The organism is Nocardioides xinjiangensis, from assembly GCF_017916455.1.
In the GTDB taxonomy this organism is placed as follows: Bacteria; Actinomycetota; Actinomycetes; order Propionibacteriales; family Nocardioidaceae; genus Nocardioides; species Nocardioides xinjiangensis.
Genome location: NZ_JAFMSY010000001.1, coordinates 2,260,455 through 2,278,185, shown reverse-complemented (window position 1 = coordinate 2,278,185; position 17,731 = coordinate 2,260,455). Strand labels below are relative to the sequence as shown.

The window sequence follows — 17,731 nt, the reverse complement described above, 5'->3', positions numbered from 1 at the left end:
GAGCCGGCCAGCAGCGCTACATCATACGGACCAGCACCCATAGGTGCGGCTGCTTCGTATGACGCTCGGCCCAGCTCCCGGCCGGCCCGCCCGCCGACCAGCGAGCGGCGCAGCGGTCAGCGCCGCAGCAGGTCCGCGGCCTCGGCGGCCCAGTACGTGAGGACCACGTCCGAGCCCGCGCGGCTGATCGCGGTCAGCGTCTCCAGGATGGCCGCTTCGCGGTCGATCCAGCCGTTCGCCGCCGCGGCCTCGACCATGGCGTACTCGCCCGAGACGTTGTACGCCGCCACGGGCACGTCGACGGCGTCGCGGACGCGGCGGATCACGTCGAGGTAGGCCAGCGCGGGCTTCACCATGACGATGTCGGCACCCTCGGCCACGTCGAGCAGCACCTCGCGCACGCCCTCGACCGCGTTGGCCGGGTCCTGCTGGTAGGTCCGCCGGTCGCCGACGAGCGAGGAGTCGACGGCCTCGCGGAAGGGTCCGAAGAAGGCGGAGGCGTACTTCGCCGAGTAGGCCATGATCGACACGTCGGTGTGGCGGGCGGCGTCGAGCGCCTGGCGCACCACCCGCACCTGTCCGTCCATCATGCCGCTCGGGCCCACCATGTCGACGCCGGCCGCCGCCTGCGCGAGCGCCATGTCGGCGTACGCCGCGAGGGTGAGGTCGTTGTCGACGTCACCGTCGGGGGTGAGCAGGCCGCAGTGGCCGTGGTCGGTGAACTCGTCCAGGCAGAGGTCGGACATCACGGTGAGCTGGTCGCCCACCTCGGCGACCACGTCGGTGATCGCCAGGTTGAGCACGCCGCCGGGGTCGATGGCACCCGAACCGGTCGCGTCCTTGCGCCCGGGGATGCCGAACAGCATCACCCCGCCCAGCCCGAGCTCCGCGGCCTCGAAGGCGGCCTTCTTCAGCGAGTCGCGGGAGTGCTGGACGACCCCGGGCATCGACGAGATCGGCGACGGCTCGCTGAGGCCCTCCCGCACGAACAGGGGCAGCACCAGCGAGCTCGGCACCACGTGCGTCTCGGCGACCATCCGGCGCAGCGCCGGCGTGCGCCGCAGCCGCCGGGGTCGGACGGTCGGGCCCTGGACGTGCTTCTCCTCGGTCACGGCTCCATCCTCTCCCAGCGGCGGTGGCGGCTACTTGACGCGGGCCTTGCGGCGCCCGGACGCGGTGCGCTCGCTCGGCCGGGTGACGACCTCGCCGGCCTCGAGCATCGCGAGCCGGCGGGCGGCACCGAAGTCGGCCAGCGCGTCGACGAGGACCTCCACGTCGGGCGTGGGCGAGAGCACGTCGACCCGCAGCCCGTGCTCCTCGGCGGTCTTCGCCGTCTGCGGACCGATCACCGCGATGATCGTCGACGGGTGCGGCTTGCCGGCGATGCCGACGAGGTTGCGCACGGTCGAGGACGAGGTGAAGACCACGGCGTCGAACTTGCCGGTCTTGATCGCGTCGCGCACCGGCGCCGGCGGCGGGGTGGCCCGCACGGTGCGGTAGGCGGTGACGTCGTCGCACTCCCAGCCGAGGTCGACGAGGCCGGCGACGAGGTTCTCGGTCGCGATGTCGGCGCGCGGCAGGAAGACCCGGTTGATCGGGTCGAGCACCTCGTCGTAGGGAGGCCAGACGTCGAGCAGCCCGGCGGCCGACTGCTCGCCCGACGGCACCAGGTCGGCCCGCAGGCCCCACTCGGCGATCGCCTGGGCGGTCTTGTCGCCTACCGCCGCGATCTTCAGGCCGGAGAACGCACGCGCGTCGAGGCCGTACTCCTCGAACTTCTCGCGGACGGCCTTGACGGCGTTGACCGACGTGAACGCGATCCACTCGTAGCGGCCCTCGACGAGGCCGCGGACGGCCTTGTCCATCTGCAGCGGGTTGCGCGGCGGCTCGACGGAGATCGTCGGCACCTCCTCGGGCACGGCGCCGTACTCCCGCAGCCGGCGCGACAGCGAGCCGGCCTGCTCCTTGGTGCGCGGCACCAGCGCGCGCCAGCCGAACAGGGGCTTGGTCTCGAACCACGACAGCGTCTGGCGCAGGTCGACGACCTCGCCGATGACGGTGATCGCCGGCGGGGCGATGCGGGCGGCGCGCGCGTCGGCGGCGACGTCGGCCAGCGTCGAGATCAGCGTCTGCTGCTCGGTCGTGGTGCCGACGCGGGTCATCGCGACGGGCGTCTGGGGCGAGCGACCGGCCTCGACGAGGGCGGCCGCGGTCTCGCCGATGCTGCCGACGCCGGAGAGCAGGACGAGCGTGCGGTCGTCGGCGTACGCGCTCCAGTCGATCTTCTCGCCGCAGGTGACGACGGCCATCTCGCGGTGTCGCTTGGTGGTCAGCGGGATGCCGGCATAGGCGGGCACCGCGCTCACCGAGGAGACACCGGGGACGACCTCGAAGCCGACGCCGGCCTTCACGCAGGCCTGCGCCTCCTCGGGGCCGGAGGCGTAGAGGAACGGGTCGCCGGTCATGAGACGCACGACGCGCTGCTTCTTGCCGTGGCGGACCACGACCTTCGCGCGGGCCGCGTGGGTGAGCGGCTGGCCGTCCTCGCCGAAGCCGCCGTCGACGATCTCGGGGCCGTCCCAGGACCCGTCGGGGCCCTCGACGAGGCCGAGGACGGAGCGGACCAGGTCGACGTGCTCGGGCGCCTCGGTGACGATGACCTCCGCGCCCTGGAGGAGCTCCACGGCGCGCACGGTCAGCAGGCCCGGGTCACCGGGACCACTGCCCACGAACGACACCCAGCCCTGGGCCGGGGTCGCCACCTTGGCCTCAGCGCTGCTGGCCTGCGGGGTCTGTACTCGCGTCATGCGTGCTGCTTCCTCACTGGTGGTGCTTCCATCAGGTCTGCTGCTCCCTCGGCGAGCATGTCGCTCGCCAGGCGTGTCCCGAGCCGTACGGCCTCGCCGACCGCGCCGCTGGCGCTTCTCCGCACCGACAGCCCGCCGTCCTCCGAGAGGGCCACGGCGCGCAGCCACAGCTCCTCGCCGTCCTCCCCCTCGACGACCTCGGCCAGGGCCCCCAGCGGGGCCGAGCAGCCGGCTTCGAGGGTCGACAGGACCGCGCGCTCCGCGGTGACCGCGGCGCGGGTGGCGGGGTCGTCGAGCGCGGCCAGCGCCGCGACCAGGTCGGTGTCGTCGGACCGGCACTCGATCGCGAGGGCGCCCTGGCCGGGGGCCGGCAGCATCTGGAGCGGGTCGAGGACCTCGGTGACCTCGTCGAGCCGGCCCAGGCGGGCCAGGCCGGCCCGGGCGAGGACGACGGCGTCGACCTCGCGGTCGCGGACCTTGCGGATGCGGGTGTCGACGTTGCCGCGGATGGCGTGCAGGTCCAGGCCCAGCCCGAGCGCCGCCAGCTGGCTGACGCGGCGCGGCGACCCGGTGCCGACACGGCTGCCGGCGGGCAGCTCGCCGAGGGTGAGGCCGTCGCGGGCGACGACGACGTCGCGCGGGTCCTCGCGCACGGGGATCGCCGCCAGGGCGATGCCGTCGGCGGGCGTGGTGGGCAGGTCCTTCAGGGAGTGGACCGCGAGGTCGACGCGACCCTCGAGGAGGGCGTCGCGCAACGCGCTGACGAACACGCCGGTGCCGCCGAACGACGCGAGCGGCGCGGCGCTGCGGTCGCCCTCGGTCGACACCTCGACCAGCTCGACCTCGCGACCGAGCCGGTCGCGGACGAGGTCGGCGACGAGACCGGACTGGGTCGTGGCCAGCGCGGAGGCGCGGGTGCCGAGGCGCAGGGGGGCGGACGGAGAGGTGCTCACTGCTGTCCCTCCACTCGCGAGATCGCGTCGACGGCGTCGGGGTCGAGCCGGAACAGCTCGGCGAGCGCGGCGGTGTAGGAGACGGCCGGCTCGGCGTCGGCGAGCTCCTTGACGCGGACGGTCGGCTCGTGGAGCAGCTTGTCGGCGACCCGGCGGACGGCGTGCAGCACCTCGGCCCTGGTGGTCTCGTCGAGGTCGGGCACGCGGGAGGCCAGCCGCTCGATCTCGGCGTCGACCACCGCGGTGGCCATCGACCGCAGCGCCACGACGGTGGGCGTCACGCTCGCCTGGCGGCGGACGGCGAGGAACGCGGTGATCTCCTGCCCGACGATCGTGCGTACGTCGTCGACCCCGGCCGTGGCCTCCAGGCCGCGCAGCTCGTCGGCCAGCCCCGCGAGGTTGATCAGCTCGACGCCGGGCAGCTCGCCCACCGACGGGTCGACGTCGTGGGGCAGGGCGAGGTCGATGACGGTGAGCGGCCGGTCGTCCGCGCCCCGCGCGGCGACCACGTCGGCGAGCCGCACGACCGACTCGCGGGCACCGGTGCAGGAGATGACGAGGTCGGCGGTGGCCAGCTCGGCGCGCAGGTCGGACAGCGGCACCGACGTGGCGCCGTACTCCTCGGCGAGCCGCTCGGCGCGCGCGGCCGTGCGGTTGAGCACGGCGATGCCGGCCGCGCCGCTGCGCGCGAGGTGGGACACGGAGAGGGACGCCATCGCGCCGGCGCCGACGACGAGGGCGCGAGCGCCCGCGACGGGGACCGAGCTGCGCTCGAGGGCGGCGCTCACGAGGGACGGGGCGGCGCGGTCGATGTCGGTCTCGGCGTGCGCTCGCTTGCCGACGCGCAGCGCCTGCTGGAAGAGCGCGTTGAGCGCCGGGCCGACCGTGCCGTTCTCCTGGCCGACCCGCAGCGCCTCGCGGGTCTGGCCGAGGATCTGCCCCTCGCCGACCACCATCGAGTCGAGCCCGGCCGCCACCTGGAACAGGTGGGAGACGGCGCCCTCGTCGTAGTGGACGTAGAGGTGCGGCAGCAGCGCCTCGGTGGGCTGCCCGGCGCGCGCGACGAGGAGGCCGGAGAGGTCCTCGACGCTGCCGTGGAAGCGGTCGACCTCGGCGTAGACCTCGAGCCGGTTGCACGTCACGATCGCGGTGGCCTCGGAGACGTGGTCACCGCTCATCACGTCGGCGACGAGCTTGGCGGTGCCCTCGGCGTCGAGGGCGAGGCGCTCGAGGAGCTCGACCGGCGCGGACCTGTGGGAGATCCCGACGACCAAGACGCTCACGAGACCACCTCCGTCCCGGGAGCGACCGACTTGCGCTGCTCGTGGTAGGCGAGGATCTGGAGCTCGATGGAGAGGTCCACCTTCCGTACGTCGACCCCGTCGGGCACGGCGAGCACCGTCGGGGCGAAGTTGAGGATGCTGGTGATGCCGGCCGCCACCATCCGGTCGGCGACGTCCTGCGCGGCCACCGCGGGGGTTGCGATGACGCCGATCGACACGTCGTGCTCGGCGACGATCGCCTCGAGGTCGTCGAAGGAGCGGACGTCGAGGCCGGCCACCACCTCGGCCTGCCGGGCGGGGTCGGCGTCGAGCAGGGCGACCACGCGGAAGCCGCGGCTGCGGAACCCGGAGTAGTTGGCCAGGGCGTGGCCGAGGTTGCCGATCCCGACGATGACCACGCGCCGGTCCTGCGTCACGCCGATCTCGCGCGCGATCTGGTAGCGGAGGTACTCGACGTCGTAGCCGACACCGCGGGTGCCGTAGCTGCCGAGGTAGGAGAGGTCCTTGCGGAGTTTCGCGCTGTTGACGCCGGCCGACGCGGCGAGCTCCTCGCTGGAGCAGGTGGTGGTGCCGTCCTCGGCGAGGCCGATCAGGGCACGCAGGTACACGGGAAGCCTGGCGACGGTCGCCTCGGGGATGTCCCGGGCTGAGTCGGGGGTCCGTGCGGTCACAGCTGCTTCTTTCCAGTCCCGCGAACCTCGCGTGACTCCGCCACTGTAGGAGTTTGTGAACGGGAGAACAAAACGGCAGGAGCGTCGGCTAGCACATGTGAGAAGACCCACCCTCGGCGGGGGTCGACAGGGGCTCCGGGACGTGACAACGGACCATGCGCGGCCGGGTGCTAGGACCGTCCTCGAGCGCGCGGACGGCCGTCAGCCCACGACCTCCCGCAGCATCCGGTCCGACTCGAGCTGCGCCTCGCGGTCGTGCGTCGAGGCGCTCGCCAGCAGCTCGTCGGCCCGGTGCGCTCGAGGAGGTCCTCGATGCGGCGGCGCACCGTCGCCGGGCCCCCGGCGACCGCCCGGTCGAGGGAGCCCTCGACCCGACGACGCACCTGGCTCGTCCACGTGGCGGCGCGGATGGCGGCGACCGGCTCCAGGGGCGGGAACTCGCCGGTCTGGCGGGAGATGGCCAGGGCCCACGCCTCGGGCAGGGCGAGCTCGCGAGCGGTCGCGTCGTCGTCGGCCAGGAGGACGTCGAGCGCGACCGTCACCCTCGGGGCGCTCCCGTCGTGCGGGACGAACGAGCGGCGATATCCGGCCAGCGCGTCGGGGAGCTCCCCGGAGTCCAGGATCGGACCCCCCACGACGACGGGCAGCCCGAGCCGGGCCGCGAGCCGGAGCCCGCGACCGGTGGCGAGCAGGTGCATCGGCACGGGCCGCCCGGTAGCCGGGCGCGCGGTCACCTCGGCGGCTCCGGCGAGGTGCCGCCGCAGCTCGACGAGGTCATCCTCGAAGGTGTCGGCGGCGTCGAGGTCGCGCCTCAGGGCACGGCGCACCGGCGGCGTGAAGCCGAGCGAGCGGCCCAGGCCCAGGTCGACCCGCCCGGGGTGGAGGGCGTCGAGCAGGAGGAACTGCTCGGCGACCACGAGCGGCTGGTGGAGCGGGAGCATCACGCCTCCCGACCCGATGCGGATCCGCTCGGTGCGGGCGCCGATCGCGGCCAGCAGGACGGCCGGCGACCCCGACGCGATCCCCGGCACGGCGTGGTGCTCGGCGACCCAGAAGCGCTCGTAGCCGAGCCGCTCGGCCCGCACGGCCCGGTCGACCGTCGCGCCTAGGGCATCGGCGTCCGACGCCCCGCGCCGGGTCCGGGAGCGGTCGAGGAGGGAGAGCTTCACGCCTGCCCCAACGCATGGCGGCACGCCCGGCATCCCCGGGAGGGTGACGCGGTCGTCACGCCCCCAGCGCCGCGCGCAGGCGGCGCTCGTCGACCCGCCAGAAGTCGTGCTGCCGGCCGTCGACGAAGGTCACCGGGATCTCCTCGCCGAAGCGGTCCTCGAGATCGGGGTCGGTGGTGATGTCGACCTCCTCGAACGTCTCGCCGAGGTCGTCGCACACGGCTGCGACGACGGCCCTCGCGTCGTCGCACAGGTGGCACCCCGGCCGGGAGTAGAGGGTGACGCGCGCGCTCATCCGAGCAGCTCCTGGACGCGTCGCCGCTCCATGCGGCGCAGACTGCCCTTCTGCACCCTGCCGGTCGCGGTGAGGGGCAGCTCGTCCACGACCTCGATGCGCGCCGGCTGCTTGAAGCGCGCCAGCCGGTCTTCGGCGTGCGACCGGACCGCCTCCGCCAGGTGCGGCCCGGCGTCGCGCGCGCCGCGGTCCGCGACGACGTACGCCACCACGGCCGCGCCGGTCTCCTCGTCGGGCACCCCGATGACGGCGGCCTCCGCGACGCCCTCGACCTCGCGGAGCACCTCCTCGACCTCGGACGGGTAGACGTTGAACCCACTGACGACGACGAGCTCCCGCACGGGGTCGAGGAGGAACAGGTCGCCGCTCGCGTCGAGGAAGCCGACGTCGCCGGTGCCGAACCAGCCCTCGTCGTCGGGGCCGTCGGCGGCGTCGGGCCAGTAGCCGCTGAAGAGGTTGTCACCGCGCACCTGGATCTGCCCGGGGTCCTCCCCGTCAACCGGTCCTCCGGTCTCGTCCACGAGCCGCAGCTCGATGCCGGGCAGGGCCGCACCGACCGACCCGGCCCGCGGGTCCTGGCTGCACAGGGTGCTCGTCACGACGGGCGCGGCCTCGGTCAGGCCGTATCCCTGGTGGACCGGGATGCCGGTGATCCCGGTGAAGCGGTCGACGACCTCCGGGGCCAGCGGCGCCGAGCCCGACAGCACCAGCCGCACCGGTCCGAGCCGCTCGCGCAGGTGCTCGTCGGGCAGCCAGTGGGTGAGGACGGGAGGGGTGATCGGCACGACGCTGCACGCCTCGTCGTCGATGAGGTCGAGGACGGCCTGCGGCTCGTAGCGCTCCACGAGCAGGAGGCGGGCCCGGTGCCGCAGCACGCCGCCCAGCACGGCGTTGAGGCCGTAGACGTGGTGCAGCGGCAGCACCCCCAGGACAACGTCGTCGCCGTGCATCATCGGCGGCTCGACGGCCGCGACCTGCTCGATGTTCGCGAGCAGCGCGCGGTGGGTGAGCATCGCGGCGCGCGGGCGGTCCGAGGTGCCGCTGGTGTAGAGCAGCGCCGCCAGCTTCTCGGGGTCCGGCAGGGGCGGCACGGGGCGTACGACGTCCGCGCGCAGGGCGTCGAGGGCGAGCTCGCCCGTCCCCGGCTCGGTGCCGGTGACGACCACGGCCGGCGACGGCGCCGCCTCGTCCAGCCCGGCGAGGGCGGCGCGGACGACGTCGAGCGCGGTCTCGTCGACCACCACGAGGCGGGACCCGGAGTCGGCCAGCATCCGCGCGACCTCGTCAGCGGTGGAGCGTGGGTCGACCGGCACGGCCACGACCTGGGCGCGCAGCACGGCGAGGTAGGTGGTGACGAACTCGATCCGGTTGCCGACCACGATCATCACGCGCTGCCCGGCGCGGACGCCGTGGGCGCCGAGCCCCGTCGCGAGCCGGCCGACCTCGTCCTCCAGGCCGGCCCAGGTCAGTGACCGTCCACCGCTCTCGACGAGGGCCTGCCGGTCCGGGACGTCCGCAGCGGCCTGCTCGACCAGCGCGGAGATGTCGTTGCGCGGCATGCGCCGATCCTTCCACAGCTACGCTGCCCGGGTGACCCCGTTCGAGCGCCCACGACGCCTCGACCTGCAGCAGCGCTCGGCGCTGGCCGGGGAGGCCGCGGCGGCGTCCGCCGACGTCGAGAGCGCGCTGCTCACCCCCAGCGACCCCACGGCCGCCGCGTTCTTCGACGTCGACAACACGATCATGCAGGGCGCGAGCATCTTCCACCTCGCCCGCGGGCTGCACCGGCGCGAGTTCTTCAGCACGCGCGAGATCCTGGACGCGGCGTGGAAGCAGGTGTACTTCCGCGTGGTCGGCGTCGAGGACCCCGAGCACGTCGCCGAGGCGCGCAACTCGGCGCTCGCCTTCATCGCCGGGCACACGACCACCGAGCTCGAGGAGCTGACCGAGGAGATCTTCGACGAGGCGATGGCCCACCGCATCTGGCCCGGCACCCGGGCCCTCGCCCAGCTGCACCTCGACGAGGGGCAGCGCGTGTGGCTGGTCACCGCCGCCCCGATCGAGATCGCGAGCGTCATCGCGCGCAGGCTGGGCCTCACCGGTGCGATGGGGACCGTGGCCGAGCACGTCGACGGCGTCTACACCGGCCGGCTCGTCGGGGACCTGCTGCACGGACCCGCGAAGGCCGAGGCGGTCAAGGCGCTCGCCGCCCGCGAGGGCCTCGACCTGGCTCGCTGCTCGGCGTACTCCGACTCCAGCAACGACCTGCCGATGCTCTCGCTCGTCGGCGACCCGTGCGCCATCAACCCCGACGCGCGGCTCCGCGCGCACGCCCGCGCCAACGGATGGCGGGTCCGCGACTACCGCACCGGCCGCAAGGCGGCGCGCGCCGGGCTGGCGGGCGCGGCGCTCGCGGGCGCCGTCACCGGCGCCATCGCCGCGGGCGTCAGCCTCCGCGGCAGGGCGTTCCCTCGCTCTTAGGGGTGTAAACCGAAGTTACTTTCTGGTTCCCAAGGTGCTTGCGGCGACCTATCGTGGACAATGCTGCGATTGGGAGGGAAAACCGCATGCGGTCCAGGGAAGACGTTGAGCATGCCTTCGAAGAAGGCATGGACGCGCTACGGCGCGCCGTCCTCGCGGTCCTGTCCTCGCAGCTGTCCCCCCAGCTGTCCCCGCAGCTGGCGCACCCCGCCGGCCCGCGGGGGTCGTACCTCCTGCTGGCCGAGACGTCCCCCGGTCCCGTGCCGCTGTCCGCGGACGGGCCTCGCGACCCGGCGGGCTCCAGCCCGGTCGGCGACGAGGACCGGGCGACGTCCTCGGAGGTGGACGGCGCCGAGCGGGAACGGCTGATCGCCCTCGTCGAGCTGGCTCGCTCCGGCGACAAGGAGGCGTTCGGCCTCCTCTACGACCACTACCAGGCGTCGGTCTACCGCTTCCTCTACTACCGCACCCGCTCGCAGGCGCTGGCCGAGGACCTCACCTCCGAGACGTTCTTCCGGGCGCTGCGCAGCATGAACAGCTTCCGGTGGCAGGGCAAGGACTTCGGTGCCTGGCTGATGACCATCGCGCGGAACCTCACGATGGACCACTTCAAGGCGGGCCGCACCCGCCTGGAGATGACCACCGAGGACATGACGCCGCACGACGACGCCACCGAGGGGCCCGAGAGCGCCGTCATCGCCGGACTCACCAACGAGGCGCTCCTCAAGGCCCTCACCCAGCTGCCGGTCGAGCAGCGCGAGTGCCTCATCATGCGTTTCCTCCAGGGCCTGTCCATCGCGGAGACGGCGCTGGCGCTGAGCCGCTCGGACGGCGCGGTCAAGCAGCTCCAGCTGCGCGGCGTGCGCAACTTGGCCAAGCTCATGCCGGAGGGGTTGAGAGACTCGTGACACACCCCGTAACGAATGCCTCACCTGCCTCGTTCGCCTGTGTGGGAGGAGCCACCAGCAGTGAGACAGGACGACCGCGATGACACCCCCATTCTCGGCACGCCGCCGTGCCGACGAGTTCGAGGCGCTCCTCGCCCGAGGGCCGGGCGCCGCGCGCACCGAGCGCGAGAGCGCGCACTTCGCTGACCTGCTCGAGGTCGTCGCCGACCTGAGGGCCCTTCCGGAGGCCGCCCCGCGCCCGGAGTTCGTCTCCTCGCTCCGCGAGCGGCTGATGATCGAGGCCGACACCGTCCTGGTCCGGCAGCCGACCGCTCCGTCACGCCTGGCGATGCCCGCCCGCTCCCGCACCCGGGACCGCCGCGTCGCCGCGGTGCTCGGCGGTGCCGCCCTCGTCGGCGCCGCCGGCACGATGGCCGTCGCCGCCCAGGACGCACTGCCGGGCGAGTCGCTCTACGGCGTCAAGCGCGGCATCGAGGCCGCCGAGGTGCGCTTCGCGCCCGACGACGCCGCACGCGGTCGCGCGCTGCTCGCGCAGGCCGAGACCCGCCTCTCCGAGCTCGAGGCGCTCGCGTCGGGCGACGAGGGCCGCGACCAGCTCATCCCCGACACGCTCGACTCCTTCACCGACCAGTCCAGCGACGGCGTCCGCGACCTGCTGGCGTCCTACGAGGCCACCGGGGCCGACCGCGACGCCCTCGCCGCGCGCGAGTTCACCACGGCGAGCATCGAGCGTCTCGACGGGCTGCACGACCGGCTGCCCGAGAGCGCGCGCGACGAGCTGCTGGCGGCCGGGCGGACGTTGACCGACCTCGACCTCGAGGTCAGCAACCAGTGCGCGGGCTGCCCGGGTGGCATCACGTCGGTGCCGGAGTTCCTGCTCAGCAGCGCACCCGGCAACCTGCTCTCCGGCCTCGACGCCGACGAGCAGACGCTCGAGGCGGCGCCGCTCTCGGGTCAGGACCTGTCCGGACTCCGGGTCCCCGAGCTCCTCGTGCCGCCACGGGCCCTGCCGACGCAGCCGTCCACCACGACGCTGCCGCCCACGCAGTCCACGTCCGGCACGCCGGTCGCGCCGCCCCCCAGCCCCACGCGGACCGACCCGGTCAAGCCCGAGCCGACCGCCCCGGTCAAGAACCTGCCCCAGGACGTCACCGGCTCGGTGACCGGCACGGTCACCGACACCACCAGCGACCTCGCCAGCCAGCTCAACGGCGTCACCGGCGGCGCCCTCGGCGGCCTGACGTCCGGGGTCGACAACGCCACGGGCGGACTGATCGGTGAGGTGACCGGCGGGGTCGACGGGCTCACGGGCGGCGCGCTGAACAACGCCACCGGCGGCCTGCTCCCGGGCGGTCGCGGCTAGCTGAACACCCCGTCGCGCTCGCGCAGCAGGTCGAAGAGGGTGTGCTGGATGGTCTCGCGCACCTGGTCGGTGACGTTGAAGACCAGCATCGGGTCGTCGGCCTCGGCGGGGTCGTAGGAGTCGGTGCGGATCGGCTCGCCGAACTCCATGATCCACTTCGACGGCAACGGCACCATGCCGAGGGGGCCCAGCCAGGGGAAGAACGGCGTGATCGGGATGTAGGGGACGCCGAGCAGGCGCGCCAGCGACGGCACGTTGCCCACGAGCGGGTAGATCTCCTCGGCGCCCACGACGGAGAGCGGGATGATCGGTACGCCGGTGCGCAGCGCCGCGGACACGAACCCGCCGCGCCCGAAGCGCTGGAGCTTGTAGCGCTCGCTGAACGGCTTCCCGATGCCCTTGAAGCCCTCCGGCCACACGCCGACGAGGTCGCCGCCGCAGAGCATCCGCTCGGCGTCCTCGACGCAGGCCAGGGTGGCGCCGCTCTTGCGCGCCAGCGAGCTCACGAACGGCAGCCGGAAGACCAGGTCGGCGCCGAGGGGACGCAGGAACCGGTGGGCGTGGTCGTGCACGGTGAGCATCGTCATCAGGCCGTCGAGCGGCACGGTGCCGGAGTGGTTGGACACGACGAGGGCGCCGCCCTCGGCCGGGATGTTCTCCAGCCCGCGCACCTCCAGCCGGAACCACTTCTCGGCGATGGGACGCAGCGCGGCCATGAAGAAGCGCTCGGTGAGCTCGCGGTCGAAGCCGTAGTCGTCGACCTCGTAGTCGCCCTCGAGCCGGCGCCGCACGAACGCCATCAGCTCGGCGAGGCGCCGCTCCCAGTCGTCGCCGAACACCTCGTGGGCCGCCTCCTGGGCGGCGGAGAGCCAGTCACCCACCGGGATGCCGGTCGTCGGTGCCGCGTCGGCGGCCTCCGCGCGCCCGGCGTCCTCGGGAGCGGAGGCGCTCGGTCGGACGTCGGTGGTCGCGGGGCGTGGGCCCGGCTGGCGGCCGGCCGACGACTTCCGGGGGGTCGGGGCGAGGTTGCGAGCGGCTGCGGAGGGACGGGCACTGCCCGACCCCCTGCCCGGGCGTCCGCCGGTCCCGATCGGGATTACGACGGCGTCCTCCTCGCCGCTGTGGCGTGGCTCAGGCACGACCGGCTCCTTCCCGGGCGGCGGGCGACATCGCGCGGCAGAAGTCGGCGAAGGCCTCGGCCGTGGTGTACTCCGGCTCGAAGCCGAGGACGGTGCGCATCCGGGTGGTGTCCACCCCTCGACCGTAGGTGAGGAACCCCAGCTGCTCGGGCGAGAAGTCGGAGAAGCGAGCCTGGCGCATCGTGGCGCCGAGGCGGCCGACGGCCATGCGGGGCATCGCCACCGACGGCCTGCCGAGCCGGCGCACCGCCTGGCTCAGCGTCATCAGGCCGTCGCCGGCGACGTTGAAGGTGCCGGGGACGCCGCTCGTCGCGGCGTGCCGCAGGACGCGGAGCAGGTCGTCCTCGTGGAGGAACTGCATGCGCGGGTCGAAGCCGAGCACCCGCGGGACGACCGGCAGCCGGAAGTAGTTGGTCAGCGGGCTGGAGACATGGGGTCCGACCACGTTGGCCGCGCGGAGCATGGTGACGGCGACGTCGGGGCGGCGGCGGGCGAACCCGCGGACGTATCCCTCGACCTCGTAGACGTCCTTGGCGTAGCCGGAGGACGGCAGGCGCTTGGGGCCCATGTCCTCGGTGAACATCGCGGGGTCGCGCGGGCTCGAGCCGTAGACGGTGGTCGTCGACTTCACGACGACGCGCTCGACGGTCGCGGACTTCTGGCACGCAGCGAGCAGCTGCATGGAGCCGATGACGTTGAGCTCCTTCATCGTGCCCCGCCCGCCGGCCGAGCCGGGCGTGGCGATGACGCTCATGTGGACCACGGTGTCGACGTCCTCCTTGGCGAGGACCTTCGCGATGACCGGGTTGCGGATGTCCGCACGCACGAAGGAGACGTCGCCGAGGTCGCCCCGCGGTGGGACGACGTCGACCCCGATCACCCGGTCGACGGACGGGTCGCCGGCCGCGGCGCGCGCGAAGCGTCGCCCCATGTCCCGGGAGATCCCGGTGACCAGCACGACCCGTCCCATGGTCGAGGGAGTGTTACTTGCCGAGCTTGCGGCGCTGGACGCGCGTCTTCTTGAGAAGCTTGCGGTGCTTCTTCTTGGCCATGCGCTTGCGCCGCTTCTTGATGACAGAACCCACGTGGATCAGACCTTTCGTTGCGACCGACACTCGTCGGTCGGACCCGCACACCCTACTTGGCCCGTGTACGCAGCCCCGAATCGAGTCAGACCCCCGGATCCCGGCGCTCAGCCGGCGTTGTAGAAGCTCTTGCGCAGGTACTCGTTGACGTCGTCCTCGGTGACCCGGAACGAGCGGCCGACGCGGACCGCGGGCAGCTCGCCGCCGTGGACGAGCCGGTAGACGGTCATCTTCGAGACGCGCATCCTGGCAGCGACCTCGGCGATGGTCAGGAACTGCGCCTCGGACATGTCGCCAGGGGTGTTCTCAGCCATGGTGTGCACCGATCCTTCTGTACGGCGACGGCGCCGGCTTCCCCACCGGCGTCACAGGCGTGCCGCTTCCGGTGACAATAGGGCCCCTGTGACGGGTGGGGAAGAGGAATGACAGAGAAACTTGTGTGACTGGCGGCGTGTCGGGTTGATTCTCGGCGGACGGCAGTTCGAGGCGCCCGGCCCGACGCTCAGGGCAGGGGGTCGAGGCCGTGGAGCGGGAACACCGCGGTCCGCGTGGCGTTGATCGCCCGGTCGAGCCACGACTCCGGGTCGTAGCCCGACGCCCAGTCGCGGTAGGCCGGCGTGCGACCGTCGGTCATCCGGTGCGGCGCCGTCGCTCCCAGCACCTCCTCGACGTACGCCCGCCACCTTGGGGGCGTGGGGGTCGCGGGGTCGAGCGGCCTGCCGGAGGCGATGGCGAGGAGGTGCGACCAGGCGCGCGGCACGACGTCGACCACCGAGTACCCGCCGCCGCCGGTGACCACCCAGCGGCCGCCGGCGACCTCGTGGGCGAGCTCGTGCAGCGCGAGGTAGGCCGCGCGCTGGCCGTCCACGCTGAGCATCATGTGCGCCAGCGGGTCGTTCATGTGGGAGTCGCAGCCGTGCTGGGTCACGAGCACCTGCGGCCCGAACTCGCGCAGCAGCGGCGGGACCACGGCGTGGTAGGCGCGCAGCCAGCCCGCGTCGGAGGTGCCCGGCGGGAGGGCCACGTTGACGGCGGTGCCCTCGGCGCCCGGGCCGCCGGTGTCGGTCGGGAAGCCGGTCCCCGGGAAGAGCATCTGCCCGGTCTCGTGCAGGGAGACGGTGAGAACCCGCGGGTCGTCCCAGAACACCCGCTCCACGCCGTCGCCGTGGTGGACGTCGATGTCGACGTAGGCCACCCGCTCGGCGCCGTCGGCCAGCAGCTTCGTGATGGCCACGGCGACGTCGTTGTAGATGCAGAAGCCGCTTGCGCGCTCGGGCATGGCGTGGTGCAGCCCGCCGGCGATGTTCACGGAGTGGAGCGACTCGCCGCTCCATACCTGCCGGGCCGCCTCCAGGCTCGCGCCCACCACGTGCGCGCTCGCCTGGTGCATGTCGGTGAAGACGGGGTCGTCCTCGGTGCCCAGGCCGCGGGCGGCGTCCTCGAAGCCGGGCGTGCTGCCCGCCTTCAGCACCGCCTCGATGAGGCCCTGCTCGTGGACTGTGGCGATCTGCGCGTCCGTGGCGACCGGCGCGTCCACCCGCTTGATGCCGTCGAGGACGCCGAGCTCCTCGGCCAGCCGCATCGTGAGGTCCACGCGCACCGGCGACATCGGGTGCGTGGGGCCGAAGTCGTACGCCGTCAGCGTCGGGTCGAACACGACTGACGTGGGCCCGGCGCACTCCATGTGGCGGACGTTACCCCTGCTCGCGCAGCGGTCCGACAGGCGGACGGCGTGGGCGGACCGCCCGGGCCGTCGTCCGGCGTCGCTCAGGACCCCTCGGCCAGCTCGCGCGAGCGGTTGCGCGCGGCCTCCATCGCGGCGAGGAACGCCGCCCGCACCCGGTGGATCTCGAGCTCGCGCAGCGCCGAGGCCGTCGTACCGCTGGGCGAGGTCACCTGCTCGCGCAGCACGACGGGGTGCGTGCCGGTCTCGCGGAGCATCGCCGCCGATCCGACGAGGGTCTGCACGACGAGGTCGGTGGCGGTCGCCCGCGGCAGGCCGAGGTGGACGCCGGCCTCGATCATCGACTCGACGACGAAGAAGATGTAGGCCGGTCCCGAGCCCGAGATCGCGGTGACGGCGTCCATCTGCTTCTCCGGGATGCGCAGCACCTTGCCGGTGGAGGCCATGAGGGACTCGGCCTCCTCCAGGTGCGACTCGTCGCAGTGCGAGCCCGGCGAGATCGCCGCCATCCCCTCGTCGACGAGGGCGGGCGTGTTGGGCATGACGCGGACGACCGCCACGCCCTCGGGCACCCGTGACTCGATGAAGGCCGTCGTGATGCCGGCGGCGAGGGACACCACGAGCTGCCCGGCGCGCAGGTCGGACGCGATCTCGTCGAGCACGTCGCCCATGTCCTGCGGCTTGACGACGAGCGCGACGGTGTCGGCCTTGGCGGCGGCCTCGCGGTTGGACACCACGGCCACGCCGTAGCGCTCCTCGAGCTCCCGGGCCCGCTCGGCTCGCTTCTCGCCGACCATGAGCTGGTCGACCCGGCGGCCGGCGCGCACCAGCCCCGACAGGAGGGTCTCCCCCATCACCCCGGCGCCGATGATGGCTGTACTCATGGGGCCAACCTACTGCGTCGGCGCCGGCGGGCGTCGCCTACTTCTTGGAGACGAGCGACCGCGCGAAGAAGGCGAGGTTCTGGGGCTTCTCGGCCAGGCGCCGCATGAGGTAGCCGTACCACTCGGTGCCGTACGGGATGTAGACCCGCACGGTCTCGCCCGCGGCGGCGAGGCGCTTCTGCTCCTCGGGGCGGATGCCGTAGAGCATCTGGAACTCGTAGGTGCCGGGGCGGCGGCCGAACCGGCTGGCCAGCGACGACGCGATCTGGACCATCCGCGGGTCGTGGGTGGCGACCATGGGGTAGCCCTGGCCCTCGAGCAGCACCTTGAGGCAGCGGACGTAGGACTTGTCGATGTCGAGCCTGTCCTGGAAGGCCACCTCCTCGGGCTCCATGTAGGCGCCCTTGCACAGCCGCACGCGCGAGCCCTCGTAGGCCAGCGCACGGCAGTCGGCCTCGGTGCGGTGCAGCATCGCCTGCAGGACGGCGCCGGTCTCGGGGAAGTCCTTGCGCAGCTCGCGCAGGATGGCGAGCGTGGAGTCGGTGGTGGTGTGGTCCTCCATGTCGAGGGTCACCGTCGTGCCGGCGTTGCGGGCGGCGCGGCAGATGTCGCGGGCGTTCTCCAGCGCGACCTTGTGGCCGTTGTCGGGGAGGAACTGGCCGATGGCGCTGAGCTTGACCGACACCTCGGCGTGCGCCGACAGCCCCTGGGTCGCCAGGTCGGCCAGGAGCTCCTTGTAGGCCGCGACGGTGGCCTCGGCGCGCGCGGCGTCGGTGGTGTCCTCGCCGAGGTAGTCCAGGGTCACCCGCAGGCCGTCGTCCAGCAGCGCGCGCGTCGCCTCGACGGCGTCGGCCGTGGTCTCGCCGGGGACGTAGCTGGTGACGATGCCGCTCGAGACCGGCATGGTCGAGACGAGCTTCTTGACCCCCTGGCTGCGCGCGAGGAGGAGGATCGGCTGGCGGAGCAACGACATGTCCCGAAGGCTACGCCGAACCTCGACCGTACCTTC

At 73.2% G+C, this 17,731-nt stretch carries 18 protein-coding genes; 3 read left to right on the top strand and 15 right to left on the bottom strand.

Going from position 1 to position 17,731, the window contains the following annotated elements:
* Positions 1-116 precede the first annotated feature (116 nt).
* The 8 genes from hemB to J3P38_RS10685 form a co-directional block, all read right to left on the bottom strand.
* The gene (hemB, locus tag J3P38_RS10720; RefSeq protein ID WP_210503536.1) at positions 117-1,112 is read right to left on the bottom strand and encodes a porphobilinogen synthase; all 996 of its coding nucleotides are present in this window, start codon (positions 1,110-1,112) and stop codon (positions 117-119) included.
* 30 nt (positions 1,113-1,142) lie between these two features.
* Complete coding sequence (locus J3P38_RS10715; RefSeq protein ID WP_210503535.1) at positions 1,143-2,807, bottom strand: bifunctional uroporphyrinogen-III C-methyltransferase/uroporphyrinogen-III synthase; 1,665 nt, start codon at positions 2,805-2,807, stop codon at positions 1,143-1,145.
* The gene (gene hemC, locus J3P38_RS10710; protein ID WP_307807849.1) at positions 2,804-3,760 is read right to left on the bottom strand and encodes a hydroxymethylbilane synthase; all 957 of its coding nucleotides are present in this window, start codon (positions 3,758-3,760) and stop codon (positions 2,804-2,806) included. The genes J3P38_RS10715 and hemC overlap by 4 nt, the downstream gene beginning before the upstream one ends.
* Complete coding sequence (locus tag J3P38_RS10705; RefSeq protein ID WP_210503534.1) at positions 3,757-5,043, bottom strand: glutamyl-tRNA reductase; 1,287 nt, start codon at positions 5,041-5,043, stop codon at positions 3,757-3,759. The genes hemC and J3P38_RS10705 overlap by 4 nt, the downstream gene beginning before the upstream one ends.
* Positions 5,040-5,714, bottom strand: coding sequence for a redox-sensing transcriptional repressor Rex (locus J3P38_RS10700; protein WP_210439729.1), 675 nt, complete (start codon positions 5,712-5,714; stop codon positions 5,040-5,042). The genes J3P38_RS10705 and J3P38_RS10700 overlap by 4 nt, the downstream gene beginning before the upstream one ends.
* Positions 5,715-5,884: 170 nt before the next feature.
* Entirely contained in the window at positions 5,885-6,883 is a 999-nt protein-coding gene (locus tag J3P38_RS10695; protein WP_307807848.1) for an MsnO8 family LLM class oxidoreductase, read from the bottom strand.
* Positions 6,884-6,938: 55 nt separating this feature from the next.
* On the bottom strand, positions 6,939-7,178 hold the full coding sequence (locus tag J3P38_RS10690) for a glutaredoxin family protein (protein WP_210439727.1): 240 nt from the start codon (positions 7,176-7,178) through the stop codon (positions 6,939-6,941).
* The gene (locus J3P38_RS10685) at positions 7,175-8,737 is read right to left on the bottom strand and encodes a class I adenylate-forming enzyme family protein (protein WP_210503533.1); all 1,563 of its coding nucleotides are present in this window, start codon (positions 8,735-8,737) and stop codon (positions 7,175-7,177) included. Before J3P38_RS10685 ends, J3P38_RS10690 begins: the two co-directional genes overlap by 4 nt.
* 31 nt (positions 8,738-8,768) lie before the next feature.
* On the opposite strand from J3P38_RS10685, the gene J3P38_RS10680 reads away from it, so the two are divergent.
* The 3 genes from J3P38_RS10680 (at position 8,769) to J3P38_RS10670 (ending at position 11,930) form a co-directional block, all read left to right on the top strand.
* A complete protein-coding gene (locus J3P38_RS10680) occupies positions 8,769-9,659 on the top strand; it encodes an HAD family hydrolase (protein ID WP_307807847.1) in 891 nt (296 codons plus the stop codon).
* Between the two features lie 128 nt (positions 9,660-9,787).
* Complete coding sequence (locus J3P38_RS10675; protein ID WP_246850041.1) at positions 9,788-10,567, top strand: sigma-70 family RNA polymerase sigma factor; 780 nt, start codon at positions 9,788-9,790, stop codon at positions 10,565-10,567.
* A gap of 79 nt (positions 10,568-10,646) precedes the next feature.
* Positions 10,647-11,930 carry a DUF5667 domain-containing protein gene (locus J3P38_RS10670; RefSeq protein WP_210503531.1) on the top strand — a complete coding sequence of 428 codons (1,284 nt, stop codon included), beginning with the start codon at positions 10,647-10,649 and terminating at the stop codon, positions 11,928-11,930.
* On the opposite strand, the gene J3P38_RS10665 is transcribed toward J3P38_RS10670, so the two are convergent.
* From J3P38_RS10665 to J3P38_RS10635, 7 genes are all read right to left on the bottom strand, one after another.
* A complete protein-coding gene (locus tag J3P38_RS10665; RefSeq protein WP_210503530.1) occupies positions 11,927-13,069 on the bottom strand; it encodes a lysophospholipid acyltransferase family protein in 1,143 nt (380 codons plus the stop codon). The genes J3P38_RS10670 and J3P38_RS10665 overlap by 4 nt on opposite strands.
* Positions 13,062-14,039, bottom strand: coding sequence for an SDR family oxidoreductase (locus tag J3P38_RS10660; RefSeq protein WP_210503529.1), 978 nt, complete (start codon positions 14,037-14,039; stop codon positions 13,062-13,064). Before J3P38_RS10660 ends, J3P38_RS10665 begins: the two co-directional genes overlap by 8 nt.
* A 13-nt stretch (positions 14,040-14,052) precedes the next feature.
* Entirely contained in the window at positions 14,053-14,154 is a 102-nt protein-coding gene (locus J3P38_RS10655; protein ID WP_008356322.1) for a 30S ribosomal protein bS22, read from the bottom strand.
* Positions 14,155-14,261: 107 nt separating this feature from the next.
* Positions 14,262-14,468 carry a helix-turn-helix domain-containing protein gene (locus tag J3P38_RS10650; protein ID WP_210503528.1) on the bottom strand — a complete coding sequence of 69 codons (207 nt, stop codon included), beginning with the start codon at positions 14,466-14,468 and terminating at the stop codon, positions 14,262-14,264.
* 188 nt (positions 14,469-14,656) lie between these two features.
* The gene (locus J3P38_RS10645; protein ID WP_210439720.1) at positions 14,657-15,838 is read right to left on the bottom strand and encodes an acetoin utilization protein AcuC; all 1,182 of its coding nucleotides are present in this window, start codon (positions 15,836-15,838) and stop codon (positions 14,657-14,659) included.
* An 83-nt stretch (positions 15,839-15,921) separates the two neighbouring features.
* Complete coding sequence (gene proC / locus J3P38_RS10640) at positions 15,922-16,722, bottom strand: pyrroline-5-carboxylate reductase (protein WP_210439719.1); 801 nt, start codon at positions 16,720-16,722, stop codon at positions 15,922-15,924.
* 37 nt (positions 16,723-16,759) lie between these two features.
* Complete coding sequence (locus J3P38_RS10635; RefSeq protein WP_246850039.1) at positions 16,760-17,695, bottom strand: proline dehydrogenase family protein; 936 nt, start codon at positions 17,693-17,695, stop codon at positions 16,760-16,762.
* Positions 17,696-17,731: the final 36 nt, after the last annotated feature.